Annotated in this window: 17 protein-coding genes and 1 tRNA gene; 2 read left to right on the top strand and 16 right to left on the bottom strand. The window is 63.8% G+C overall.

Annotation, left to right across the window (positions count from 1 at the left end):
- Positions 1-148 precede the first annotated feature (148 nt).
- The 9 genes from J2Y68_RS20045 to J2Y68_RS20005 all read right to left on the bottom strand — a co-directional run bounded on the left by J2Y68_RS20045 (position 149) and on the right by J2Y68_RS20005 (position 10,238).
- Complete coding sequence (locus J2Y68_RS20045) at positions 149-2,293, bottom strand: 3-hydroxyacyl-CoA dehydrogenase NAD-binding domain-containing protein (protein WP_309996197.1); 2,145 nt, start codon at positions 2,291-2,293, stop codon at positions 149-151.
- Positions 2,290-3,561 (bottom strand): thiolase family protein, encoded by a 1,272-nt coding sequence (locus J2Y68_RS20040; RefSeq protein WP_309996194.1) that lies wholly within the window; start codon positions 3,559-3,561, stop codon positions 2,290-2,292. The genes J2Y68_RS20045 and J2Y68_RS20040 overlap by 4 nt, the downstream gene beginning before the upstream one ends.
- Before the next feature lie 185 nt (positions 3,562-3,746).
- A complete protein-coding gene (locus tag J2Y68_RS20035) occupies positions 3,747-5,072 on the bottom strand; it encodes an HRDC domain-containing protein (protein ID WP_309996190.1) in 1,326 nt (441 codons plus the stop codon).
- A gap of 80 nt (positions 5,073-5,152) precedes the next feature.
- Positions 5,153-5,809: a DUF3000 domain-containing protein gene (locus J2Y68_RS20030; protein ID WP_309996187.1), complete on the bottom strand. Its 657-nt coding sequence runs from the start codon at positions 5,807-5,809 to the stop codon at positions 5,153-5,155.
- Between the two features lie 63 nt (positions 5,810-5,872).
- Positions 5,873-6,952 (bottom strand): threonine aldolase family protein, encoded by a 1,080-nt coding sequence (locus J2Y68_RS20025; protein ID WP_397335482.1) that lies wholly within the window; start codon positions 6,950-6,952, stop codon positions 5,873-5,875.
- A gap of 43 nt (positions 6,953-6,995) precedes the next feature.
- Positions 6,996-7,724, bottom strand: coding sequence for an SDR family NAD(P)-dependent oxidoreductase (locus J2Y68_RS20020; protein ID WP_309996184.1), 729 nt, complete (start codon positions 7,722-7,724; stop codon positions 6,996-6,998).
- On the bottom strand, positions 7,724-9,091 hold the full coding sequence (locus J2Y68_RS20015) for a DUF6421 family protein (RefSeq protein WP_309996181.1): 1,368 nt from the start codon (positions 9,089-9,091) through the stop codon (positions 7,724-7,726). The genes J2Y68_RS20020 and J2Y68_RS20015 overlap by 1 nt, the downstream gene beginning before the upstream one ends.
- Before the next feature lie 200 nt (positions 9,092-9,291).
- The gene (gene msrB / locus J2Y68_RS20010) at positions 9,292-9,732 is read right to left on the bottom strand and encodes a peptide-methionine (R)-S-oxide reductase MsrB (RefSeq protein ID WP_309996179.1); all 441 of its coding nucleotides are present in this window, start codon (positions 9,730-9,732) and stop codon (positions 9,292-9,294) included.
- Positions 9,733-9,746: 14 nt separating this feature from the next.
- Positions 9,747-10,238: a hypothetical protein gene (locus tag J2Y68_RS20005; protein WP_309996176.1), complete on the bottom strand. Its 492-nt coding sequence runs from the start codon at positions 10,236-10,238 to the stop codon at positions 9,747-9,749.
- Between the two features lie 120 nt (positions 10,239-10,358).
- On the opposite strand from J2Y68_RS20005, the gene J2Y68_RS20000 reads away from it, so the two are divergent.
- On the top strand, positions 10,359-11,645 hold the full coding sequence (locus J2Y68_RS20000) for an alpha/beta hydrolase family protein (protein WP_309996173.1): 1,287 nt from the start codon (positions 10,359-10,361) through the stop codon (positions 11,643-11,645).
- Between the two features lie 6 nt (positions 11,646-11,651).
- Here J2Y68_RS20000 and ybaK read toward each other — a convergent pair whose 3' ends face one another.
- From ybaK to J2Y68_RS19985, 3 genes are all read right to left on the bottom strand, one after another.
- Positions 11,652-12,146, bottom strand: coding sequence for a Cys-tRNA(Pro) deacylase (gene ybaK, locus J2Y68_RS19995; RefSeq protein ID WP_309996170.1), 495 nt, complete (start codon positions 12,144-12,146; stop codon positions 11,652-11,654).
- 38 nt (positions 12,147-12,184) lie between these two features.
- Complete coding sequence (locus J2Y68_RS19990) at positions 12,185-12,652, bottom strand: SufE family protein (RefSeq protein ID WP_309996167.1); 468 nt, start codon at positions 12,650-12,652, stop codon at positions 12,185-12,187.
- Between the two features lie 74 nt (positions 12,653-12,726).
- Positions 12,727-13,653: a sulfurtransferase gene (locus J2Y68_RS19985; protein WP_309996164.1), complete on the bottom strand. Its 927-nt coding sequence runs from the start codon at positions 13,651-13,653 to the stop codon at positions 12,727-12,729.
- Between the two features lie 203 nt (positions 13,654-13,856).
- Between J2Y68_RS19985 and zapE the strand changes: the two genes are divergently transcribed.
- A complete protein-coding gene (gene zapE / locus J2Y68_RS19980) occupies positions 13,857-14,897 on the top strand; it encodes a cell division protein ZapE (protein ID WP_211714106.1) in 1,041 nt (346 codons plus the stop codon).
- 1 nt (position 14,898) lies between these two features.
- Here zapE and J2Y68_RS19975 read toward each other — a convergent pair whose 3' ends face one another.
- The 4 genes from J2Y68_RS19975 to J2Y68_RS19960 all read right to left on the bottom strand — a co-directional run bounded on the left by J2Y68_RS19975 (position 14,899) and on the right by J2Y68_RS19960 (position 18,259).
- Entirely contained in the window at positions 14,899-16,116 is a 1,218-nt protein-coding gene (locus J2Y68_RS19975; RefSeq protein ID WP_309996161.1) for a benzoate/H(+) symporter BenE family transporter, read from the bottom strand.
- Positions 16,117-16,225: 109 nt separating this feature from the next.
- Positions 16,226-16,456, bottom strand: coding sequence for an antitoxin (locus J2Y68_RS19970; RefSeq protein WP_211714108.1), 231 nt, complete (start codon positions 16,454-16,456; stop codon positions 16,226-16,228).
- A gap of 95 nt (positions 16,457-16,551) precedes the next feature.
- Positions 16,552-18,006, bottom strand: a complete 1,455-nt coding sequence (locus tag J2Y68_RS19965; RefSeq protein ID WP_211714109.1) for an amino acid permease — start codon at positions 18,004-18,006, stop codon at positions 16,552-16,554.
- Positions 18,007-18,183: 177 nt separating this feature from the next.
- Positions 18,184-18,259, bottom strand: a tRNA-Gly gene (locus tag J2Y68_RS19960).
- Positions 18,260-18,280 lie beyond the last annotated feature (21 nt).

Here is an 18,280-nt window from a genome sequence, read left to right as displayed (position 1 = left end):
CCCGCGTTTGGTCCATCCCTCTCTCACAAAACAGACCTAAAAACAGAACGCTCTCTCACCTTAGTGAGAGAGCGTTCTGTTTTAAGCGGCGGGATGTGAGAGAGCGTTCTGGTCCAAGCCGCGGGAGGGAAGAGAGCCGGGCCGGGGTTTAGGCGGGGGCCGAAGCAACTCCCGGCGCGAGGAAGCGCTTGCCGTTCACTCGCTCGGAGGCGCCCACCCGGTCCAGGTAAGGGGTGATGCCGCCCAGGAACATCGGCCACCCTGCGCCCATGATGACGCAGAGGTCGATGTCCTCGGGGCCGGCGACTACGCCTTCTGCGAGCATCAGCCCGATTTCCTCGGCCAAGGCGTCCTGGGTACGTCGGAGGACTTCTTCGCCTGTGGACGGGGTGTTGCCGAAGGACATGATGGCGAGGGTCTCGGCGGGGATGGCCGGGGTGCCGTCGGGGCCGGGGACCCACAGGGACTTCACGCCGTTATCGATGAGCTTTTGCAGGTTCTGCGATACGGGGAAACGGTCGCCGAAGGCCGCGTGCAGGGACTCCTGGACGTGTTGGGCTACAGGCAAGCCCACCATGGCGCTGAGGGTGAACGGCGACATCGGCAGGCCCATGGGGCGCAGTGCTGTGTCGGCCACCTCTGCAGGGGTTCCTTCGTCGAACGCGGCGATGACCTCACCCATGAGGCGCAGGAGAATGCGGTTCACCACGAACGCGGCGGCATCCTTGACGAGGACGGCGGTCTTCTTGAGTCCCTTGGCGAGTTCGAAAGCAGTGGCGAGGACGGCGTCGTCGGTCTTGGGCGCCCGCACGATCTCCAGGAGTGGCATGACGGCCACGGGGTTGAAGAAGTGGAAGCCCACCAGGCGTTCAGGGTGTTTCAGGTCTTCGGCCATGGCGGTGACGGACAGCGAGGAGGTGTTCGTGGCGAGGATGCACTCGGGGGAGACGATTGCCTCCACCTCGGCGAAGACCTGCTTCTTGATGTGGAGTTCTTCGAAGACGGCTTCAATAACGAAGTCGGCATCGGCGAAGGCTGCCTTGGAGACGGAACCGGTAACCAGTGCCTTGGTCCTGTTGGCGGCGTCGGGTTTGATGCGCTTCTTTGCCAGCATCTTGTCCACTTCGGCATGGACGTACGCCACGCCCTTGTCCACGCGTGCCTGGTCGATGTCCGTCATCACGACCGGCACCTTGAGCTGCCGGGCAAAGAGCAGCGCCAATTGGCTGGCCATCAGTCCGGCGCCGACCACGCCGATCTTGGTCACGGGGCGGGCAAGCTTGCGGTCCGGGGCTCCGGCGGGACGCTTGGAGCGCTTCTGGACGAGGTCAAGGAACGCGTACACGGTCGAACGGAACTCGTCAGTTTGCATGAGCCCGGCGAGGGTCTCGCATTCAAGTTCGGCGGACTCGGCCTGGGTCATGGTGCGGTTGGCTTCCATGACGTCCAGGACCTTGGCCGGTGCGGGGGAGGCGTTGGAGGTCTTCGCTTCGACGAAGGCACGTCCGGCGGCCACCGCGGCGGCCCACCGGGCGGCAACGCTTTCTTCTGTGGCGTCGACCGAGTTCTTCCGCTCAGGCGTCACCTCACCGGAGATAACGCGCGCCGCCCAGGCCAGCGACTGTTCAACGAAGTCGGCAGGTTCAAAGATGGCGTCGGCAACGCCGAGCTCGTAGGCCTGCGGTCCGGTGAGGGTCTTGTTGTTGCTAAGGGGGTTCTCGATCATGACCTTAACGGCGTTCTCGGGACCGATGAGGCGCGGAAGAATGTACACGCCGCCCCATCCCGGGACCAGGCCGATGAAGGCTTCAGGCAGGGCGAGGGCTCCAGCGCCTGTGGAGACGGTGCGGTAGGTGGACTGCAGGGCGATCTCCAGTCCGCCGCCCAGGGCAAGGCCGTTGATGAAGGCGAAGCTAGGAACGCCGAGATCGGCGAGGGTGGCGTAGACGGCGTGGCCCAGCTGCGCCATCCACAGGCCGTGCTCGCGTTCCTTCAGGGTTTTCACGGCTGAAAGGTCCGCGCCTGCGACCAGGAAATAGGGCTTGCCGGTGACGCCCACACCCACGATTTCACCCTTGGATGCCCGCGCCTTGAGGCCTTCCAGGACGCTGCCGAGCTCCACCAGGGTGTTGGGTCCAAGGGTGGTGGGCTTGGAGTGGTCCAAGCCGTTGTCCAGGGTGATCAGCGCAAACGTTCCTGCACCGCCTGGGAGTTCGATGTCCTGAACGTAGGAATGCGTGACGACTTCGTCGGGGAAGAGTGCGGCGAGCTTCTGGAATTCGGCGGCGCTCATGCTGCGGCTCCTTCGGTGGCGGCCGTGGTGGCCTGGTCGGTGGCAAGAGATTCGTAATCGGCGTGGTGCGGGTTTTCCCAAATCACGGTGGCACCCATACCCAGTCCGATGCACATGGTGGTGATGCCGTAGCGGACCGAGGGGTCTTCTTCGAACTGGCGTGCGAGCTGGTTCATCAAACGAACGCCCGAGGAAGCGAGTGGATGTCCGACGGCGATCGCACCACCGTAGCGGTTGACCCGGGGATCGTCGTCGGCAATGCCGAAGTGGTCCAAGAAGCTCAGGACCTGGACTGCGAACGCTTCGTTGATTTCGAACAGTCCGATGTCTTCGATGCCCAGGCCGGCGTTCCGCAGGGCTTTCTCCGTAGCGGGTACCGGGCCGATGCCCATGACTTCAGGCTCGACGCCGGCAAAGGCGTAGGAGACGAGGCGCATTTTGACGGGAAGGCCAAGTTCCTGGGCAGCCTCGGCCGAGGCAAGCACTGCGGCCGTGGCGCCGTCGTTCAACCCTGCGGCGTTGCCTGCGGTGACCCGCCCGTGGGCGCGGAATGGAGTGCGAAGCCCAGCAAGGTCCTCAACCGTGGTTCCGGGGCGCGGGGGTTCATCCGTGGTGTGCAGTGCCCAGCCCTGTCCGGGTTTCATGGTGGCCACGGGAACCAGGTCATGCTGGATTTGTCCGTTGGAGTAGGCAGCTGCGAGCTTGGCCTGGGAACCGGCCGCGTAGGCGTCCGTCCGTTCCTTGGTGATTGCGGGGAAGCGGTCGTGCAGGTTCTCGGCTGTGTTGCCCATGTTCAGTGCCGCAGGGTCCACGAGGCGTTCGGACATGAAGCGCGGATTGGGGTCCGCTCCAGCGCCCATGGGGTGGTTGCCCATATGTTCGACGCCACCGGCGATGACGACGTCGTAAGCGCCGAAGCCGATGCCGCTGGCCGTCGTCGTTACTGCCGTCATGGCTCCTGCGCACATGCGGTCGATCGCGAAGCCGGGAACTGTGCGGGGGAGCCCGGCCAGCAGGGCGGCCGTGCGGCCGATGGTGAGGCCCTGGTCCCCGGTTTGGGTGGTTGCCGCTATGGCGACCTCGTCCACACGATCGGCGGGCAATGACGGATTGCGCCGCATCAGTTCCCGGATGCATTTCACCACGAGGTCATCGGCGCGGGTGCCTGCATAGATGCCCTTTTCCCCGGCCTTGCCGAAGGGGGTGCGGACTCCGTCGACGAAGACGACGTCGCGGACGTTCCTCTGGGCGCTGCGTGCTGGACTCATGTATTAACTCCTCGTTGAGACATGGCGCCGGAGGCCGCGCTGCGGCATCCGGTTGGCATTGATGGCAATGTTACTCGTGGGTAACTTAGCTTGCAAGGCTGGCCGACGCGAGACCGTCACGCTGTGGGAAAACGAAAGCCCGCCACCCGAACCGGGGTTCGGGTGGCGGGCTGGAAACAGCACGCTCAGCTGGCTTCCTTGGATTTCGTTTCCTTGGCTGGAAGCGGTTCGGGATTCAAGCACGCTGAGGTGAGGATCGGGGCGGTCAAGGAAATCTGCCACTCCCGGGCGCCCAAGGACCGCAACTCGGAGGAGACCGATTCGAGCGAAACGTCCGCGGGTGGCCGCCAGGTGATCCGGCGCAGGTAGTCCGGGGTCAGGAGGTTCTCGACAGGAAGGTTGAGTTCCTCTGCGAGGGCCTGCAGGGCGGGCCGGGCGGTGGCCAGGCGTGCCGCGGCCTCGGGATCCCGGTCCACCCACACCCTGGGAGGCGGCGGTGCGTTGGTGGGCAAGTGCAGGGGTGGGAGGTCCGTGAGGGTCCTGGCAATAGTGATGCACCGCAACCAGCGGGGAGCTTCACGTTGAGCTGAGCGGCCATGGAATCCCTTGGTAGCCAGCAGCTGCGGGACCGTGGTGGGCATGGCCTTGGCAGCGGCCACAAGGGCGGAGTCCGGAATCAGCCGGCCGGGTGCGACGTCTCGTTTACGAGCCAGCTGATCGCGTTCCTGCCAGAGTTCACGGACAGCGGCCAGCTGGCGGCGGTCGCGGATCTGGTGGAGTCCGGACGTCTTGCGCCATGGATCGACGCGTGGCGGGGAAATTCCGGCCGCAAGGATTCCGGCGAATTCCTGTTCGGCGTAATCGAGCTTGTCGTCCGCTTCGAGCAGTTCGATCAGCTCTTCGCGGAGTTCGGCGAGGACCTCGACGTCCAAGGCGGCGTATCTCAGCCATGGTTCGGGCAGGGGACGGGTGGACCAATCAGCTGCGGAGTGCTCCTTGGCGAGGCCGAAACCGAGGAGCTGCTCGATCACGGCGGCGAGTCCGACGCGGGGGAGGCCTGCAAGGCGGGCAGCAAGTTCTGTGTCGAAAAGTTTGTCAGGCCACATGCCCAGCTCCGAAAGGCAGGGCAAGTCCTGCGTGGCCGCGTGCAGGATCCATTCGACGCCCCGGAGGGCGTCGTTGATGATGGCCAGGTCGTCAAAGGGCTCGGGATCGATCAGCCAGGTGCCGGCGCCTTCACGCCGGATCTGGACGAGGAAGGCGCGCTGGCCGTAGCGGAAGCCTGAGGCGCGCTCAGCATCCACTCCTGCCGGTCCTGTCCCGGCGGCGATAGCAGCGGCGCACCGCTCCAAGCCGGCCGGGGTGTCGATGACAACCGGCACGCCTTCGCGCGGGGTGTCAAGATCAATAATTTCAGGGACGTGGCTGTCGAAGCCGTCAACCTTGATGTGGGTGGTGGTTTCAGCAGCCGGATCGCCGGCTGTGGTGTTTTCCGGATTTTCAGGGGTCATGGTGGCTTAAGCTTACCGATTCCCGTCACAACGGTATGCTGCGGGGGCGCAGATGGGGCGGCCAGTGGAATGTTCCGGGGTCAATTGAGCCTCCTGTTGGGTAGTCCGGTGACCCCTGGAGGGAGGGGCGGCAGTCCGGCGAACGTGCAGACCATATCGGACCACGCCTCCAAATGGGCCTGGACGTCCGCGCTTGCGGGCGTCCAGGAGGCGCGAAGCTCGATGTCGATGGTGTCAGGTCGTTCGGCCAGGGTGCCGAAGCTTTCGGAGAGGATCCGGGTGGCGGTGCCTCCGGCCGCACGATGGGGAGCCGCGTGGTTCTCCAGCGCATCCACCAGCCACGTCCAGGCGACGGAGCCCAGCATGGCATCGTTGCCCATTTCCGCGTCCATCTGGGCCCGGATGTATGTGACAATGCGGAATTCACCCTCCCACACCGCGGACCCGTCGGGGTCATGCAGGAGGATGAAGCGGCCCGTAGCGAGCTCGTCGTCGTCATCCGTGGACGGAGTGTTGGCGTGGCTTTGGGCGAATGCCTTGGCTGCTGGTCCGTGGACAGGGACCTGCCGGGTAGCTGCGGTAGGGCTGAACACTTCCGCTCCCAGGGCCACGGCGTAGGGCGCCAGCCGGGCGGGGGCAGGGATCTCCTCAAGCCGCAGTTCGCTGCGGCATTGTGCTTTGCGTAGTGTTCCCAGGGCGAAGAGAAAGTCCGCGGGAACCTGTGCGAGGGCGTTCACCCTCGCAGATTATGCGTCCGGGGCGGCGATTCTACGCAGGCTCGCCGCCCCGGAGCGCAAGGGTTATTTGGAGCCGAGCTCGCGCCGGATCCCTTCGACGAAGGCGTCGATGTCCTCCGGTGTGGTGTCGAAGGAGCACATCCAGCGGACTTCGCGTCGGGCGGCGTCCCAGTCATAGAACGCGAACGACTTACGAAGCCGGTCCGCTACGCCCTCCGGGAGGATGGCGAACACTCCGTTGGACTGTGTCGCCTGGGTGGGCTCGACGCCGTCGATCGCTTCCACGGCGGTGCGGAGGCGGGCCGCCATGGCGTTGGCGTGCGCGGCGGACCGGAGCCACAGGCCGTCTTCGAGCAAGGCGATGAACTGGGCGGAGATGAACCGCATCTTCGAGGCGAGTTGCATGTTCATCTTGCGCAGGAACTTCAGGCCGTCGGCTGCCTCAGGGTTCAGGGCCACCACGACCTCACCGAAAAGCAGCCCGTTCTTGGTGCCGCCGAAGGAGAGGATGTCCACGCCGGCGTCGCGGGTAAAGGCGCGCAGGGGGACTCCAAGGTGGGCTGCCGCGTTGGCCAGCCGGGCTCCGTCCATGTGCAACTTCATACCCTTGGCGTGGGCGTGGTCGGCAATGGCGCGCACTTCCGCGGGCGTGTAGCAGGTGCCCAGTTCCGTGGTTTGTGTGATGGAAACGGCAAGGGGCTGGGCGCGGTGCTCGTCGCCCCAGCCCCACGCTTCGCGGTCGATCAGCTCAGGGGTGAGTTTGCCGTCGTCGGTGGGTACCTGGAGGAGCTTGATTCCACCGACGCGCTCCGGCGCCCCGTTTTCATCCATGTTGATGTGTGCGGTGGATGCGCAGATGACGGCACCCCACCGTGGAAGGAGGGACTGCAGGGAAAGGACGTTGGCACCCGTGCCGTTGAACACTGGGAAACTTTCAATCCCGGGCCCGAACTGTTGCTCCAGGACCTCCTGGAGCCTGGCCGTGTACACGTCCTCGCCATAGGACACCTGGTGGCCACCATTGGCCGCTGCCAAGGCAGCAAGGATTTCCGGGTGCACGCCGGAATAGTTGTCCGAAGCAAATCCACGGACCGACGGATCGTGCAGTTGTACAGGCCCGGCCGAGCCGGGGGCGCTGTGGATTGCCTCTGTTGTGCTTGTCACTGGTTCGTTCACGCTTTCAAGTCTATTTGGCCAGCAGGATGCGCTGGCCGTTCAGTTCGCTGGCAGCTTGTTCAAAAAGTTCGACGACGGCGGCAGCCAGGTCTTCGACGTCCGTGTACCCGGGGAATCGCCGTTCGGGATGCGCCTCCCGCATGCCGGCGTCGACGAGGGCCTTGACCACGAAAACCACCGCGGCGCTGTGCTGCTCGGTGGGGGCATCCTTATTTCCGGATTGTTCCCGGCGGAAACCGTCGGCCACCGCCAAGGTCCACGCTTCCGCGGCAGCCTTCGCGGCAGCGTAGCTGGCGGCTGCGGCTGTTGGTGCCGAGGCGCTGGTGGACGACACCATCGCGAGCCGTCCGTGCGCCGATGCTTCGAGTTGGGCGTAGAAGACCCTGGAGACGTTGCGCAGCGTCGTCACGGCGCTTCGTTCCATCGAGTCCCAGTCGTCGTCGCTTTGATCCTCGATTCCGCGCGCGCCGCGCCAACCGCCGACGAGGTGGATGACTCCGTCGACGCCCCCAATGCGCAGTTGTTCGATGTCGGAAGCCAAGTGACGGACGGCCTCTAAGCTGGCGAGGTCGCACACAAGCGGTGTGACGTCCTGCCCTGTTTCTGCCGCCGCGGCCTTGATGCGGGCTTCATCGGAACCCACTGTGATGACGCGGTGTCCGGCTTTGGCCAGTGCCCGGGCGGCGGCAACGCCCGAAGCGCTGCTGCCGCCCGTCACCAGGATGGTCAATGCGGTCATCAGGCCGCCGTCGAACCGGTGATGCCGGTGGTGGATTCGATCACGGGGCGCATCTTCTTCTCCAGTGCTTCGTAGAACATGGACAGCGGGAATTCATCGTCCAGGACCTGGTCCGTGAGGCCGCGGGGCGGGCCATCCAGCGGCAAGGCGTCCGGGCCTTTTGCCCAAACGGACGCCGGGTGCGGAGTGACCGTGCTCGAAATGAGCCCGTAGGCGGCCAGCCAGTGCGCTGCCTTCGGACGGTCGATGGAACGCCAGTATAGTTCTTCGATCTGTGCACCAAGCTCCACCACGACGCCGGCTGCTTCGTCCCAGTCGATGCTGAGCTTGCTGTCCGTCCAGTGCAGGACGCGGTGCTGGTGCATCCATGCGAACAGGAGCTGGCCGCCGAGTCCGTCGTAGTTGCGTACACGGCTTCCGGTGATGGCGAAACGGAAGATCCGATCGAAAATTACGGCGTACTGCACCAATTTTGCGTGCTTGCGGGCATCGGGATCGGCGGTTTCGTCCTTTTCGATCCGGACGGATTCCCGGAACGCAGTGAGGTCGCAGCGCAGTTCCTCGAGCGAGTAGAGGAAGAACGGCATCCGTTGCTTGATCATGAACGGGTCGAAGGGCAGGTCGCCGCGCATGTGCGTACGGTCGTGGATCAGGTCCCACATCACGAACGTCCGCTGGGTGAGCTCCTGGTCGGAGATCAGCTCGGCCGCATCCGCGGGCAGTTCCAAGGACGTCGTCTCGGCGGCTGCTTTGAGGACGCGGCGGAAACGGGCGGCCTCGCGGTCGGCGAAAATGGCACCCCAGGTGAATGTCGGCGTCTCCCGGACCGCGACGGTCTCGGGGAAGAGGACCGCGGAGTTGGTGTCGTAGCCCGGAGTGAAATCGACGAACCGGATGGGCACGAAGAGCTTGTTCGAGTAGTCGCCTGCTTCCAGGCCATCAATGAACTCCGGCCAGATGACCTCGATCAGGACGGCCTCAACCAGCCTGTTGGTGCTGCCGTTCTGCGTGTACATGGGGAAGACCACCAGGTGCTGGAGTCCGTCAACGCGCTGCTCCTGCGGCTGGAAGGCCTGAAGGGAGTCAAGGAAATCCGGAACGCCGAATCCTTCGGCTGTCCACCGGCCGAAGTCTTCGACCAGCAGTTCCAGGTAACGGGCGTCGTGGGGAAAGTGTGGGGCCAACGCGGTGATGGCCTCGGAGATGGTGGCCACGAGGGCGGCTGCCTCGCTGTGGACGGCCGGATCGGCAATGGAGCCGTCCTTTTCCTGGTGGGCCTGCAGGGCGGTGGCTGCAGCCTTGAGGGAGGTCCACTCGGCGTTGTCGGCGGTGACACGCGGGAGGGTGGGGGTGGCGGTAATCGTCATGGAACTCGGCCCTTTCGAAGTAGTAATTGCTTCTGGGCCGAGCGTAGCAAGCGAAAAGCATCGCTAATTCAAAATTGGGCTGAGCATAAGAAACTCTTGCTCATAGGATGGGCGAAAGGCATCCGAGGTCAAGTACGCACCAGCTGAAGCCTCTCGGGAAAGTACCGGACGGACCGCCTGGGCGATCCGTCCGGAACCCTTCAGCCCTCTTCCGGGTTCACCAGGCGGAGGGAGATGGAGTTGATGCAGAAGCGCTGGTCAGTCGGAGTGTCGTAACCCTCGCCATCGAAAACGTGCCCCAGATGCGAATCGCAGGTGGCACAGCGAACTTCCACCCTGTCCATGCCCATGGTCCGATCGTGGAGATACCTGACAGTGCCCTCGGCCAGGGGTGCCCAGAAGGACGGCCAGCCACAGTGGGAATCGAACTTTTCCTGGCTGGTGAACAACTGGCTGCCACACGCCCGGCACTGATAGACGCCCTCGGTATGTGTGTCCCAATATTCGCCGGTGTAAGGCCGCTCCGTACCGGCTTGCCGCAGGACCCGGAATTCCTCCGGCGTCAACTCCTCACGCCACTGGGCGTCGGTCTTCTCCACGGCCGCAGATGATGTCTTGCTGGTGTTCTCAGGAGTGTTCATGTTTTGTCCAACGCTCACGAGTCGCCGATAAATCCCGAACCCGCATACAGGTGCAATACCGGAAGCCCCAGCTGATCCTGCGCCTTATTGGCCCAGTCCGTGTGGAAGGTATCGGCAATCGCGTGCGGTCGCGTCACGACAACGGCTTGGGCGGCGTCCAACGAGCGGACCTTGGACACCAAGCCGGCCACGGCACCGCCGTCGACGATCTCTCCGGTAACTCCGCCACCCAGGCCGGCCAACGCCGCCAGCGAGGCCGCCAACGTCTCCGAAGCCTCGGCACGCTCCACCGCAGGGTCAGGTGACTGCGCAGTGAGGTCGCGGAACGCCTTGGCGATATCAAGCAACGAGAGGTTCTCCAGGAAGTCCACCAGGAGATGCCGCTCGGTATTGGAGGGGACCAACACAACCAAGGGCGCGTCACCGCCGTCGAGCAGTTTGGAAATATTTACACGGTCGTCGGGGCCAAGAGGCTCTTCCGTCAGGATGACTATGGGATCGCTCATGGCTACAGCGTAGTCCCGGGCAACGGGCCCCGCAGGCTTTCGGCCCCGAATCCGCCCCGCGGTGCGCCGCGCTGACCGCACCTGCACAAGGCGGTGCCCGGAAAAGGCAACAATGGAACCATGGCATCGAAAACCCGGTCAGCGAGTGACGCTGCAGAGAAGAAACTGTCCCTCCGCACCAAATGGGCCATCGGAGGCTTCCTGGCGGGCGGGACCATTGCGGGTTTGCTGGGGGCAGGCTCATCGGCGCTCGCCGTATACTTTGCCCGTCGCGTCATTACTCCCGCTGCCCGTCACGAAGACCAGGAAGTCCTGGCCGTCATCCGCGGCGACGACGGACCCCAAGTCATCCTCGCGGCAACCCCGGACAGCATCATTGACGGCACCTACAGCCTCTTCTTTTCAGGCGGCACAGGGCACGCGCGGATTGGGCGGATCGTCTCCTATTCGCCGGCCGAACAAACCGTGCTGCGTGAGGTCGAGGAAGTTTACAGCGGCAACCTTTCCGAAGCCCGCCGGGCCTGGTGGAGCGGAGCTACCTACCCGGATCCCGCAGCCATGGGCCTTGCGGCCGAAAACGTGGACATAGAGGTCGACGGCGGCAAGGCACCTGCGTGGTTGATACGCGCCGAAGCGTCCGCACCGGCAGCGGTCTGGGGCATCATGGTCCACGGTCGCGGTGCCACCCGGCTGGAGGGGCTCCGCGCGGTGCCTGTTGCGCGTGAACTTGGGCTGGACAGCCTGGTGATTTCCTACCGCAATGACGGGCTTGCTCCTTCGGCGCTGGACGGACGGTACGGCCTGGGATCCACGGAATGGCGGGATGTGGAGGCTGCCATCGACTACGCCCTTGAGAACGGCGCGCGCGAAATCGTGTTGTTCGGTTGGTCCATGGGCGGTGCCATCAGCCTGCAAACTGCGGATCTGTCCAAGCACCGACTGGCTATCCGGGCGATGGTCCTGGATGCCCCTGTCATCAATTGGGTCAACGTGATGGCCCACCATGCCGAGATGAACAGGATCCCCTACAACGTGGGACGTTACGGCCAAATGATGCTGACCCACCCCCTGGGCCGCCGGCTCACCGGCCTGGCCGCCCCTGTGGACCTGAAGGCCATGGATTGGGAAGCCCGCGCCGTTGAGCTGCGCACGCCCACCCTGCTCATTCACAGCGTGGACGACGACTACGTACCGTTCGGGCCATCAGCCAGCCTTGCGGAGAAGAACCCGGAAATGGTCACCTTCGAGCCTTTCGACGGCGCCAGGCACACGAAAGAGTGGAACGTTGATCCCGAACGCTGGGAGCGGCTGGTGCGGTCCTGGCTTCGCAGGCAACTCGCACCCCGGAACAACCCCGGACAGGGTGGTCCAGCGGGACACGGCACCGGTTCAGGGCCGGTTGGCTGAACGAGGCTACTTGCCAGTGCCGATTGGCGCGGTGATGGCCTTGGTCAAGCTGACAAGGTCAGAGGGGGAAAGCTCGATATCCAGACCCCTTCGCCCACCTGATACCAGGATGGTCCCGAAGGCCAGGGCTGAGTCGTCAAGGACAGTGGGGGAGGATTGGCGCTGCCCCAGCGGCGAAATACCACCGAGCACGTATCCCGTGCGGCGTTCGGCCGCTTTGGGGTCCGCCATGGCTGCCTTCTTGGAGCCCAGGGAGGCAGCTACCGACTTCAGGTCAAGATTCCCGGATACCGGCACGATGGCGACCGCCAAACGTCCTTCCACCTCCACCATGAGTGTCTTGAACACCCGTGCAGGATCGATCCCCAGGACCTCGGCAGCTTCGAGTCCATAACTGGTGGTGGAAGGATCATGGGCGTAGGGGTGGAGGACAAAAGGAACGCCGGCCGCAGCGAGTGCTGCAGTAGCCGGCGTTCCCTGTGAAGCCATTTTCTTGGCCATACCGTTTGGCGGTACCTTTCAGTGTTCCAGGTGGCTGGTCAGTGTTCCAAGCGGTTTGCCGCCGCTACCTTCCGCTTGATCCGGCCGAGCATGGCCGTCATACCCCGCATGCGCAGGGGCGTGATGGCACGCGTCAATCCGAGAAGTTCCGGCATGTCATCCGGAACCGCGAGGATCTCCTCGGCCGTCAGACCGTCCAGCCCTTCATGAAGCACGCCGGCGAAACCACGCGTGGTGGGTGCTTCCTGGGGTGCCTTGAAGAACAACCGGTAAGCACGGGCGCCGCCAGGGTTTTCCCTGTTCTTCTCCGACTCAATGGTCAGAAACAAGGGGGACTGGCACTCGACGACCTGCTCCAGCAGTTCAGGGTGGTCCTTGAGGCGCTCCGGAAGCTCCGGCAAACCCCTGGAGAACTCAAGCAGCAACTGCAGGCGGTCAGGCTCCGTCAGGGCCTGAAAGTCATCGACGATTTCCGCCAGCGCGGCGGGCAAGGTATGGGTACTCATCTCTTCCAGCTTACGCACAACAACGCCAAATGCACTTTGTGTCCTGCAACACTGAGGAGCCTCGGTTTCGGGTGCTAGTTGCGGACCAGTGCTGCCGGAACCGAACCGCGCTCGGAGCCCTTGGCGATGGGGACGCGGACGGCGTTGCCCCACTCAGTCCAGGAGCCGTCATAGTTGCGGACGGTGTCGAAGCCCAGGAGGTATTTCAGGGCGAACCAGGTGTGGCTGGACCGCTCGCCGATGCGGCAGTAGGCCACGACGTCGTCGCCGGGTTCCAGGCCGGCCTCGCCGAGGTAAAGTGCCTCGAGTTCTTCGCGGCTCCGGTAGGTGCCGTCTTCGGCCGCGGCACGTGCCCACGGAATCGAAGCAGCCGTAGGAATGTGGCCACCGCGCAGGGCGCCCTCTTCCGGGTAGGCGGGCATGTGGGTGCGCTGGCCCGTGTATTCCTCGGGGGAGCGGACATCAATCAGTGGGTTGCCCAGATGCGCCAGGACGTCTTCCTTGAAAGCGCGGATGGGAGCATCGTTGCGTTCGACTTCGGGGTACTCGCCCAGGGTGGGCTGCGATGCATCCGTGGTGAGCTCCCGGCCCTCGGCGATCCACTTGTCGCGGCCGCCGTCGAGCAGGCGGACGTCGCTGTGGCCGAAAAGGGTAAAGACCCACAGCGCGTAGGCGGCCCACCAGTTGGACTTGTCACCGTAAATAACGACGGTGCTGTCGCGGGAGATGCCCTTGGACGCGGCCAGGGCCGCGAAAGCGGCACCATCGACGTAGTCGCGGGTGACTTCGTCATTCAGGTCTGTGTGCCAGTCAATCTTGACTGCACCCGGGATGTGTCCGGTTTCGTACAGCAGGACGTCTTCATCGGACTCTACGACTACCAGCTTGCCGTCGGCAATGGCGCCGTCGGCAAGTGCTGCCGCAAGCCACTCTGTGGACACGAGGCGTTCGGGGTTCGCGTAGGCGGCGAACTTTTCGTTCTGTTCAACGGGGTAGGACATTTAATGGCCTTTCACTGACAACGGACGGAGCCGGGCTGTAATAACACAGGTGCCCGCCCGGCCTTTCCAACACTAACCACGGCCCGGGCCGAATGCTTCCCCTGCGGTCACATGGTGAAACATGGCTTTGGTCACTTGGCCGTTCCGCTGTTCCGTATGCCGGTATTCTTGCTGGGGACCCACAACCGAAGGAACGGACCACAGTGGTACAGATCGAACAACTGGCTGCCCGCACACCGGCAGTCTCCGTGGAGGAACTCCTCAAGGGTTTCTACCCCTCTCCGCGATTCGGAGAGGTATCGTTCGACAGCTACCGGCCGGACCCTTCGCAGCCGAGCCAAGCCAACGCAGTCAAGCTGCTGTCCGCCTTCGCCGATGGCGTAGGTTCCGACGACGGCGGGGGACTCTTCAAGAAGCTGTTCGCCAAAAAGGCGCCTGCCACCAGGGCCGGCATTTATTTGGACGGCGGATTCGGTGTCGGCAAGACACACCTTTTGGCGTCGCTCTGGCACCGGTCACCAGGACCCAAGGCCTTCGGAACCTTCGTGGAGTACACCAACCTTGTAGGCGCCCTTTCATTCCGCAAGACCGTGGAAGCGCTGAGCAGCTACAAACTGGTCTGCATCGACGAATTCGAGCTCGATGATCCAGGCGACACCGTTTTGATGTCACGCCTCATGCGCGAATTGGCGGATGCTGGCGTCAAGCTTGCCGCTACGTCGAACACCTTGCCGGGCTCCCTGGGTGAAGGCCGCTTTGCCGCCGTCGACTTCCAGCGCGAGATCCAGGTCCTCGCCGACCAGTTCGACGTCGTCAGGATCGACGGCGAAGACTTCCGGCACCGCGGCCTCCCCGCGGCCCCCGCGCCGCTGAAGACCGAAGAACTGAAGCACCGCATGCGTGCCGAATTCGACGGCAAAACGGTGGCCGTCGATGATTTCCGCACCCTGGTCAACCACCTGGCCGCAGTCCACCCCAGCCGCTACCGCCAGCTGCTCGCCGGCGTTGAGGCCGTGGTGTGGAGCGACGTCGAAACCATCACCGAGCAGGCCGTTGCATTGCGGTTCGTGGTGCTCGCGGACCGTCTGTACGACAAGGATGTGCCGATCCTCGCCAGCGGAGTTCCGTTCGATCAGCTCTTTACGGAAGAGATGATGACCGGCGGGTACATGAAGAAGTACTTCCGGGCGGTCTCCAGGCTGACGGCGCTGGCACGTGAGGCGCAAAACCACGAACCTGCCTGAGTCAGCCTTTCTGGAGCGGTGTCCGGCTCTTCAGCATCCAACGCACCAGGATGCCACCGGCCAAGGCCCAAAACGCGGCGCCCACTCCCGCGAAGCTCAGGCCTGAGGCCGCGAGCAGGAATGTGATGCACGCCGGTATGCGTTCCTCGGCTGCGGCCAGTGCCGAGGAAATCGACGATGCCAGTGTTCCCAGGAGCGCAAGCCCCGCCACCGCCTCCAGCAGTCCGGGCGGGGCGGCAGCAACTACCGTAACCAGTGCCGCGGACCCCGCAGCCAGGACCAGGTACGCCAAGCCCGAGACAAAAGCCGCGATCCAGCGCCGACCGGGATCCTTGCCGGCTTCTTCGCCGGCTGCCAGTGCTGCGCTGAGGGCAGCCAGGTTGATGGCGTGGCCACCGAACGGAGCTCCAACTACGGTTCCGGCCCCGGTCACCAGCATGGACGACCGCCACGGAGTGGTGTAGCCGAACGATTTGAGTACTGCCACGCCCGGGATGTTCTGTGAGGCCATGGTCACGATGAAGAGTGGCAGGGCCAGGCCCACGGCAGCTTCCACGGTAAACGCGGGCGTTGTCCATTCCAGCCGGGGGAGCAGGTCCTCAGCCGGGACCAGGACGCCGTTTGAGGCGATGTGGATGCCGATGACGGCCAAAGCCACCAGCAGCGACCCTGGAACAGACCAGCGGGGAGCGAACTTCATCAGGACGATCCAGCACAGGACCACCGGGGCGATGAGCAGCGGCGCCGATCCCAGCGACTTGAAGGGCGCCAGGCAGAGCGGAAGCAGAACGCCGGCCAGCATGGCCTGTGCCAGTGCCGTGGGGATCGTCGCCATGATCCTGCCGAGGACAGGGAGCAGTCCGGTGAGGAGGATCAGCACCCCCACCAGGAGGAACGCTCCCACGGCAGCCGGCCAGCCGCCGTCGACCATTCCTGCGGAGGCGAGAAGTGCCGCTCCGGGCGTAGACCACGCAAGGGTAACCGGCATTTTGGAGCGCCAGGAGAGCCACAGGATACCGAGCCCGAAAGTCAGCGTGAGCGCGAGCAGGCCGCTGGAGGCCTGCCCTTGATTGGCGCCGACGGCTTTCAAACCTGCCAGGACGACAGCAAACGATGAGGTAAACCCCACCAGTGCCGTGACGATTCCTGCGGTCACGGGCGGACCGAGGGCCTCCTTGCGGACGAGGCGTTCGGTGGTCGACGGGGAAGGGGAAGGCATAGGCACAAAATTACCCGACCCTCGGGGTGGTTAAACGCCAAGGGCACCGGTGGCGCCTCTCGGCGGGACCGGTGCCCCCTTGACGTATCTGGTACGGCGGCTCAGGCAGCTACGGCTGCTTCGGCTCATCCGCGACGGGAGCCTGTGGCTCTCCGTCATTCTTGGCCACGAAGTCGGAAGCGGCGTTCTGGACTTTGTCGACGTGGCCGGCGTACTTGCCACCCGTCTTCTCGTCCACAAAATCCCCGGCCTTTTCGATGCCATTCCTGATGGCTTCTTCGTTGCCTTGAATGAGACCCTGAGCCTTGCCCTTCAGGTCGTCAATTAAACCCACGGGCACCTCCCTTCCATCGCGGAGCCAGTTCGCTCCTCCGCGTCCGACCCTAACACCAGTTGGGAGAGGTGCCAAGGCTTCAATGCAGGCCTGTGGACAAACTACGCCGAGGGCGTAGTCACGGTCTTGTGGCGGGGGCTGTCCGGATTCATGAGTGAGTGCTTACGGCCGTAGGAGAAGTAGATCACCAAGCCGATGACCAACCACACGCCAAACCGTACCCAGGTCTCCCAGTGGAGCTGGAACATCAGGAACGCCGAAGCCAGGACGCCGAAGGCCGGGACGACAGGCATGAGCGGCAAGCGGAAAGTACGCGGTGCATTTGGCTTGGTGTAGCGGAACACAATCACCGAAACGCAGACGACCACGAAGGCGGCGAGGATGCCAATGTTGGTGAGGTCGGCAACTTCCTTGATGGGGAAGACACCGGCCAGGAATGCCGAAGCGATGCCGGCGATCCAGGTAACACGCTGCGGAGTGCCGTTCCGGTCGGTCTTGGCGAACCACCCGGGCAGCAGGCCGTCGCGGCTCATGGAGAACCACACGCGGGTAACGCCCAGGAGGAACGTCAGCATCACGGTGAGGATGGACAGGACAGCGAACACCGAGATGATGGTGGCGATGACCGGCAGTCCCACGCCCGTGAAGGCGGAGGCAAACCCGGCCGTGGGGTTGATGTCCTTGTAGTTCTGCATACCCGTGAGGACGAGTGTGGCGGCGACGTAGAGCAGCATGGCGATGATCAGGGACAGGATGATGGCCTTGGGCATGTGCTTCTTGCCATCCTTGGCCTCCTCAGCCGCGGTACTCATGGCGTCGTAGCCGAACACCGCGAAGAAGACGGTTGCAGCACCGGCCACCACGGGGCCGAAGCCACTGGGCATGAACGGGTTGTAGTTCTCGGTGTTCACGTAGAAAATGCCCAGCCCGATGATGAACAGGATCAGGATCACCTTGATGGCGACCGCCACCAGCTCGAACCTGCCGAACGCCTTGGTTCCCCGGCTCAGGATCCATGTGACGAGGAGGCAGACGAGGATGGCCGGCAGGTTGATGATGCCGCCCTTGCCTTCATCGGCCGTGGACGTCATCCACGTGGGCATGTGGATCCCGATGCCGGATAGGAAGGCGTCGAAGTAGCCGGAGATGCCGATCGCCACTACGGCCACGATCGCAATGTACTCAAGCAAAAGATCCCAGCCAATAAACCAGCCGATGATTTCTCCGAGTGCCACATACCCGTAGGTGTAGGCCGACCCTGCGCGGGGGATCATGCCGGCGAATTCGGCATAGGAAAGAGCTGCCGCACCCGAGGCCAGCCCGGCGATCAGGAACGAAAAGAGCACGGCTGGGCCGACGCCCGGACTTCCTTCGCTGCCGTGGGCGACCAGCCCCGCCAGGGAGAAAATTCCGACGCCGATAATTCCGCCGACGCCGATGGCCGTAAGTTGCCAGAGGCCAAGACTTTTGAATAGTCCGCTGTGCTTGCTTTCTTCCTCGATGTCGTCAATGGGCTTGCGCCTCAGGACGGACTTGGAAGCCGTCAGTTGGTTCATGGGGGTACTCCTGCCAGTTGGCGTGGAACGGTGATGAGCTCGCAGTACATTATGCGAGCCCAATCACATTAGATAAAGCGACTTCTTCTGAGGTGTATCGGTTACTTCAAATGATGAATCGGGTATTCGGCGAAAAAGGGCATAAAAAAAGCAGCTCCGAAGAGCTGCTCTTTTATATGGAGCGGACGACGAGATTCGAACTCGCGACATCCACCTTGGCAAGGTGGTGCTCTACCAGCTGAGCTACGTCCGCACATGTTGCCTGCCATGCTGA

It is taken from the genome of Paenarthrobacter nitroguajacolicus, assembly GCF_031455195.1.
GTDB classification, from domain to species: Bacteria; Actinomycetota; Actinomycetes; order Actinomycetales; family Micrococcaceae; genus Arthrobacter; species Arthrobacter nitroguajacolicus_D.
This window is presented reverse-complemented; position numbering and strand designations above follow the sequence as displayed.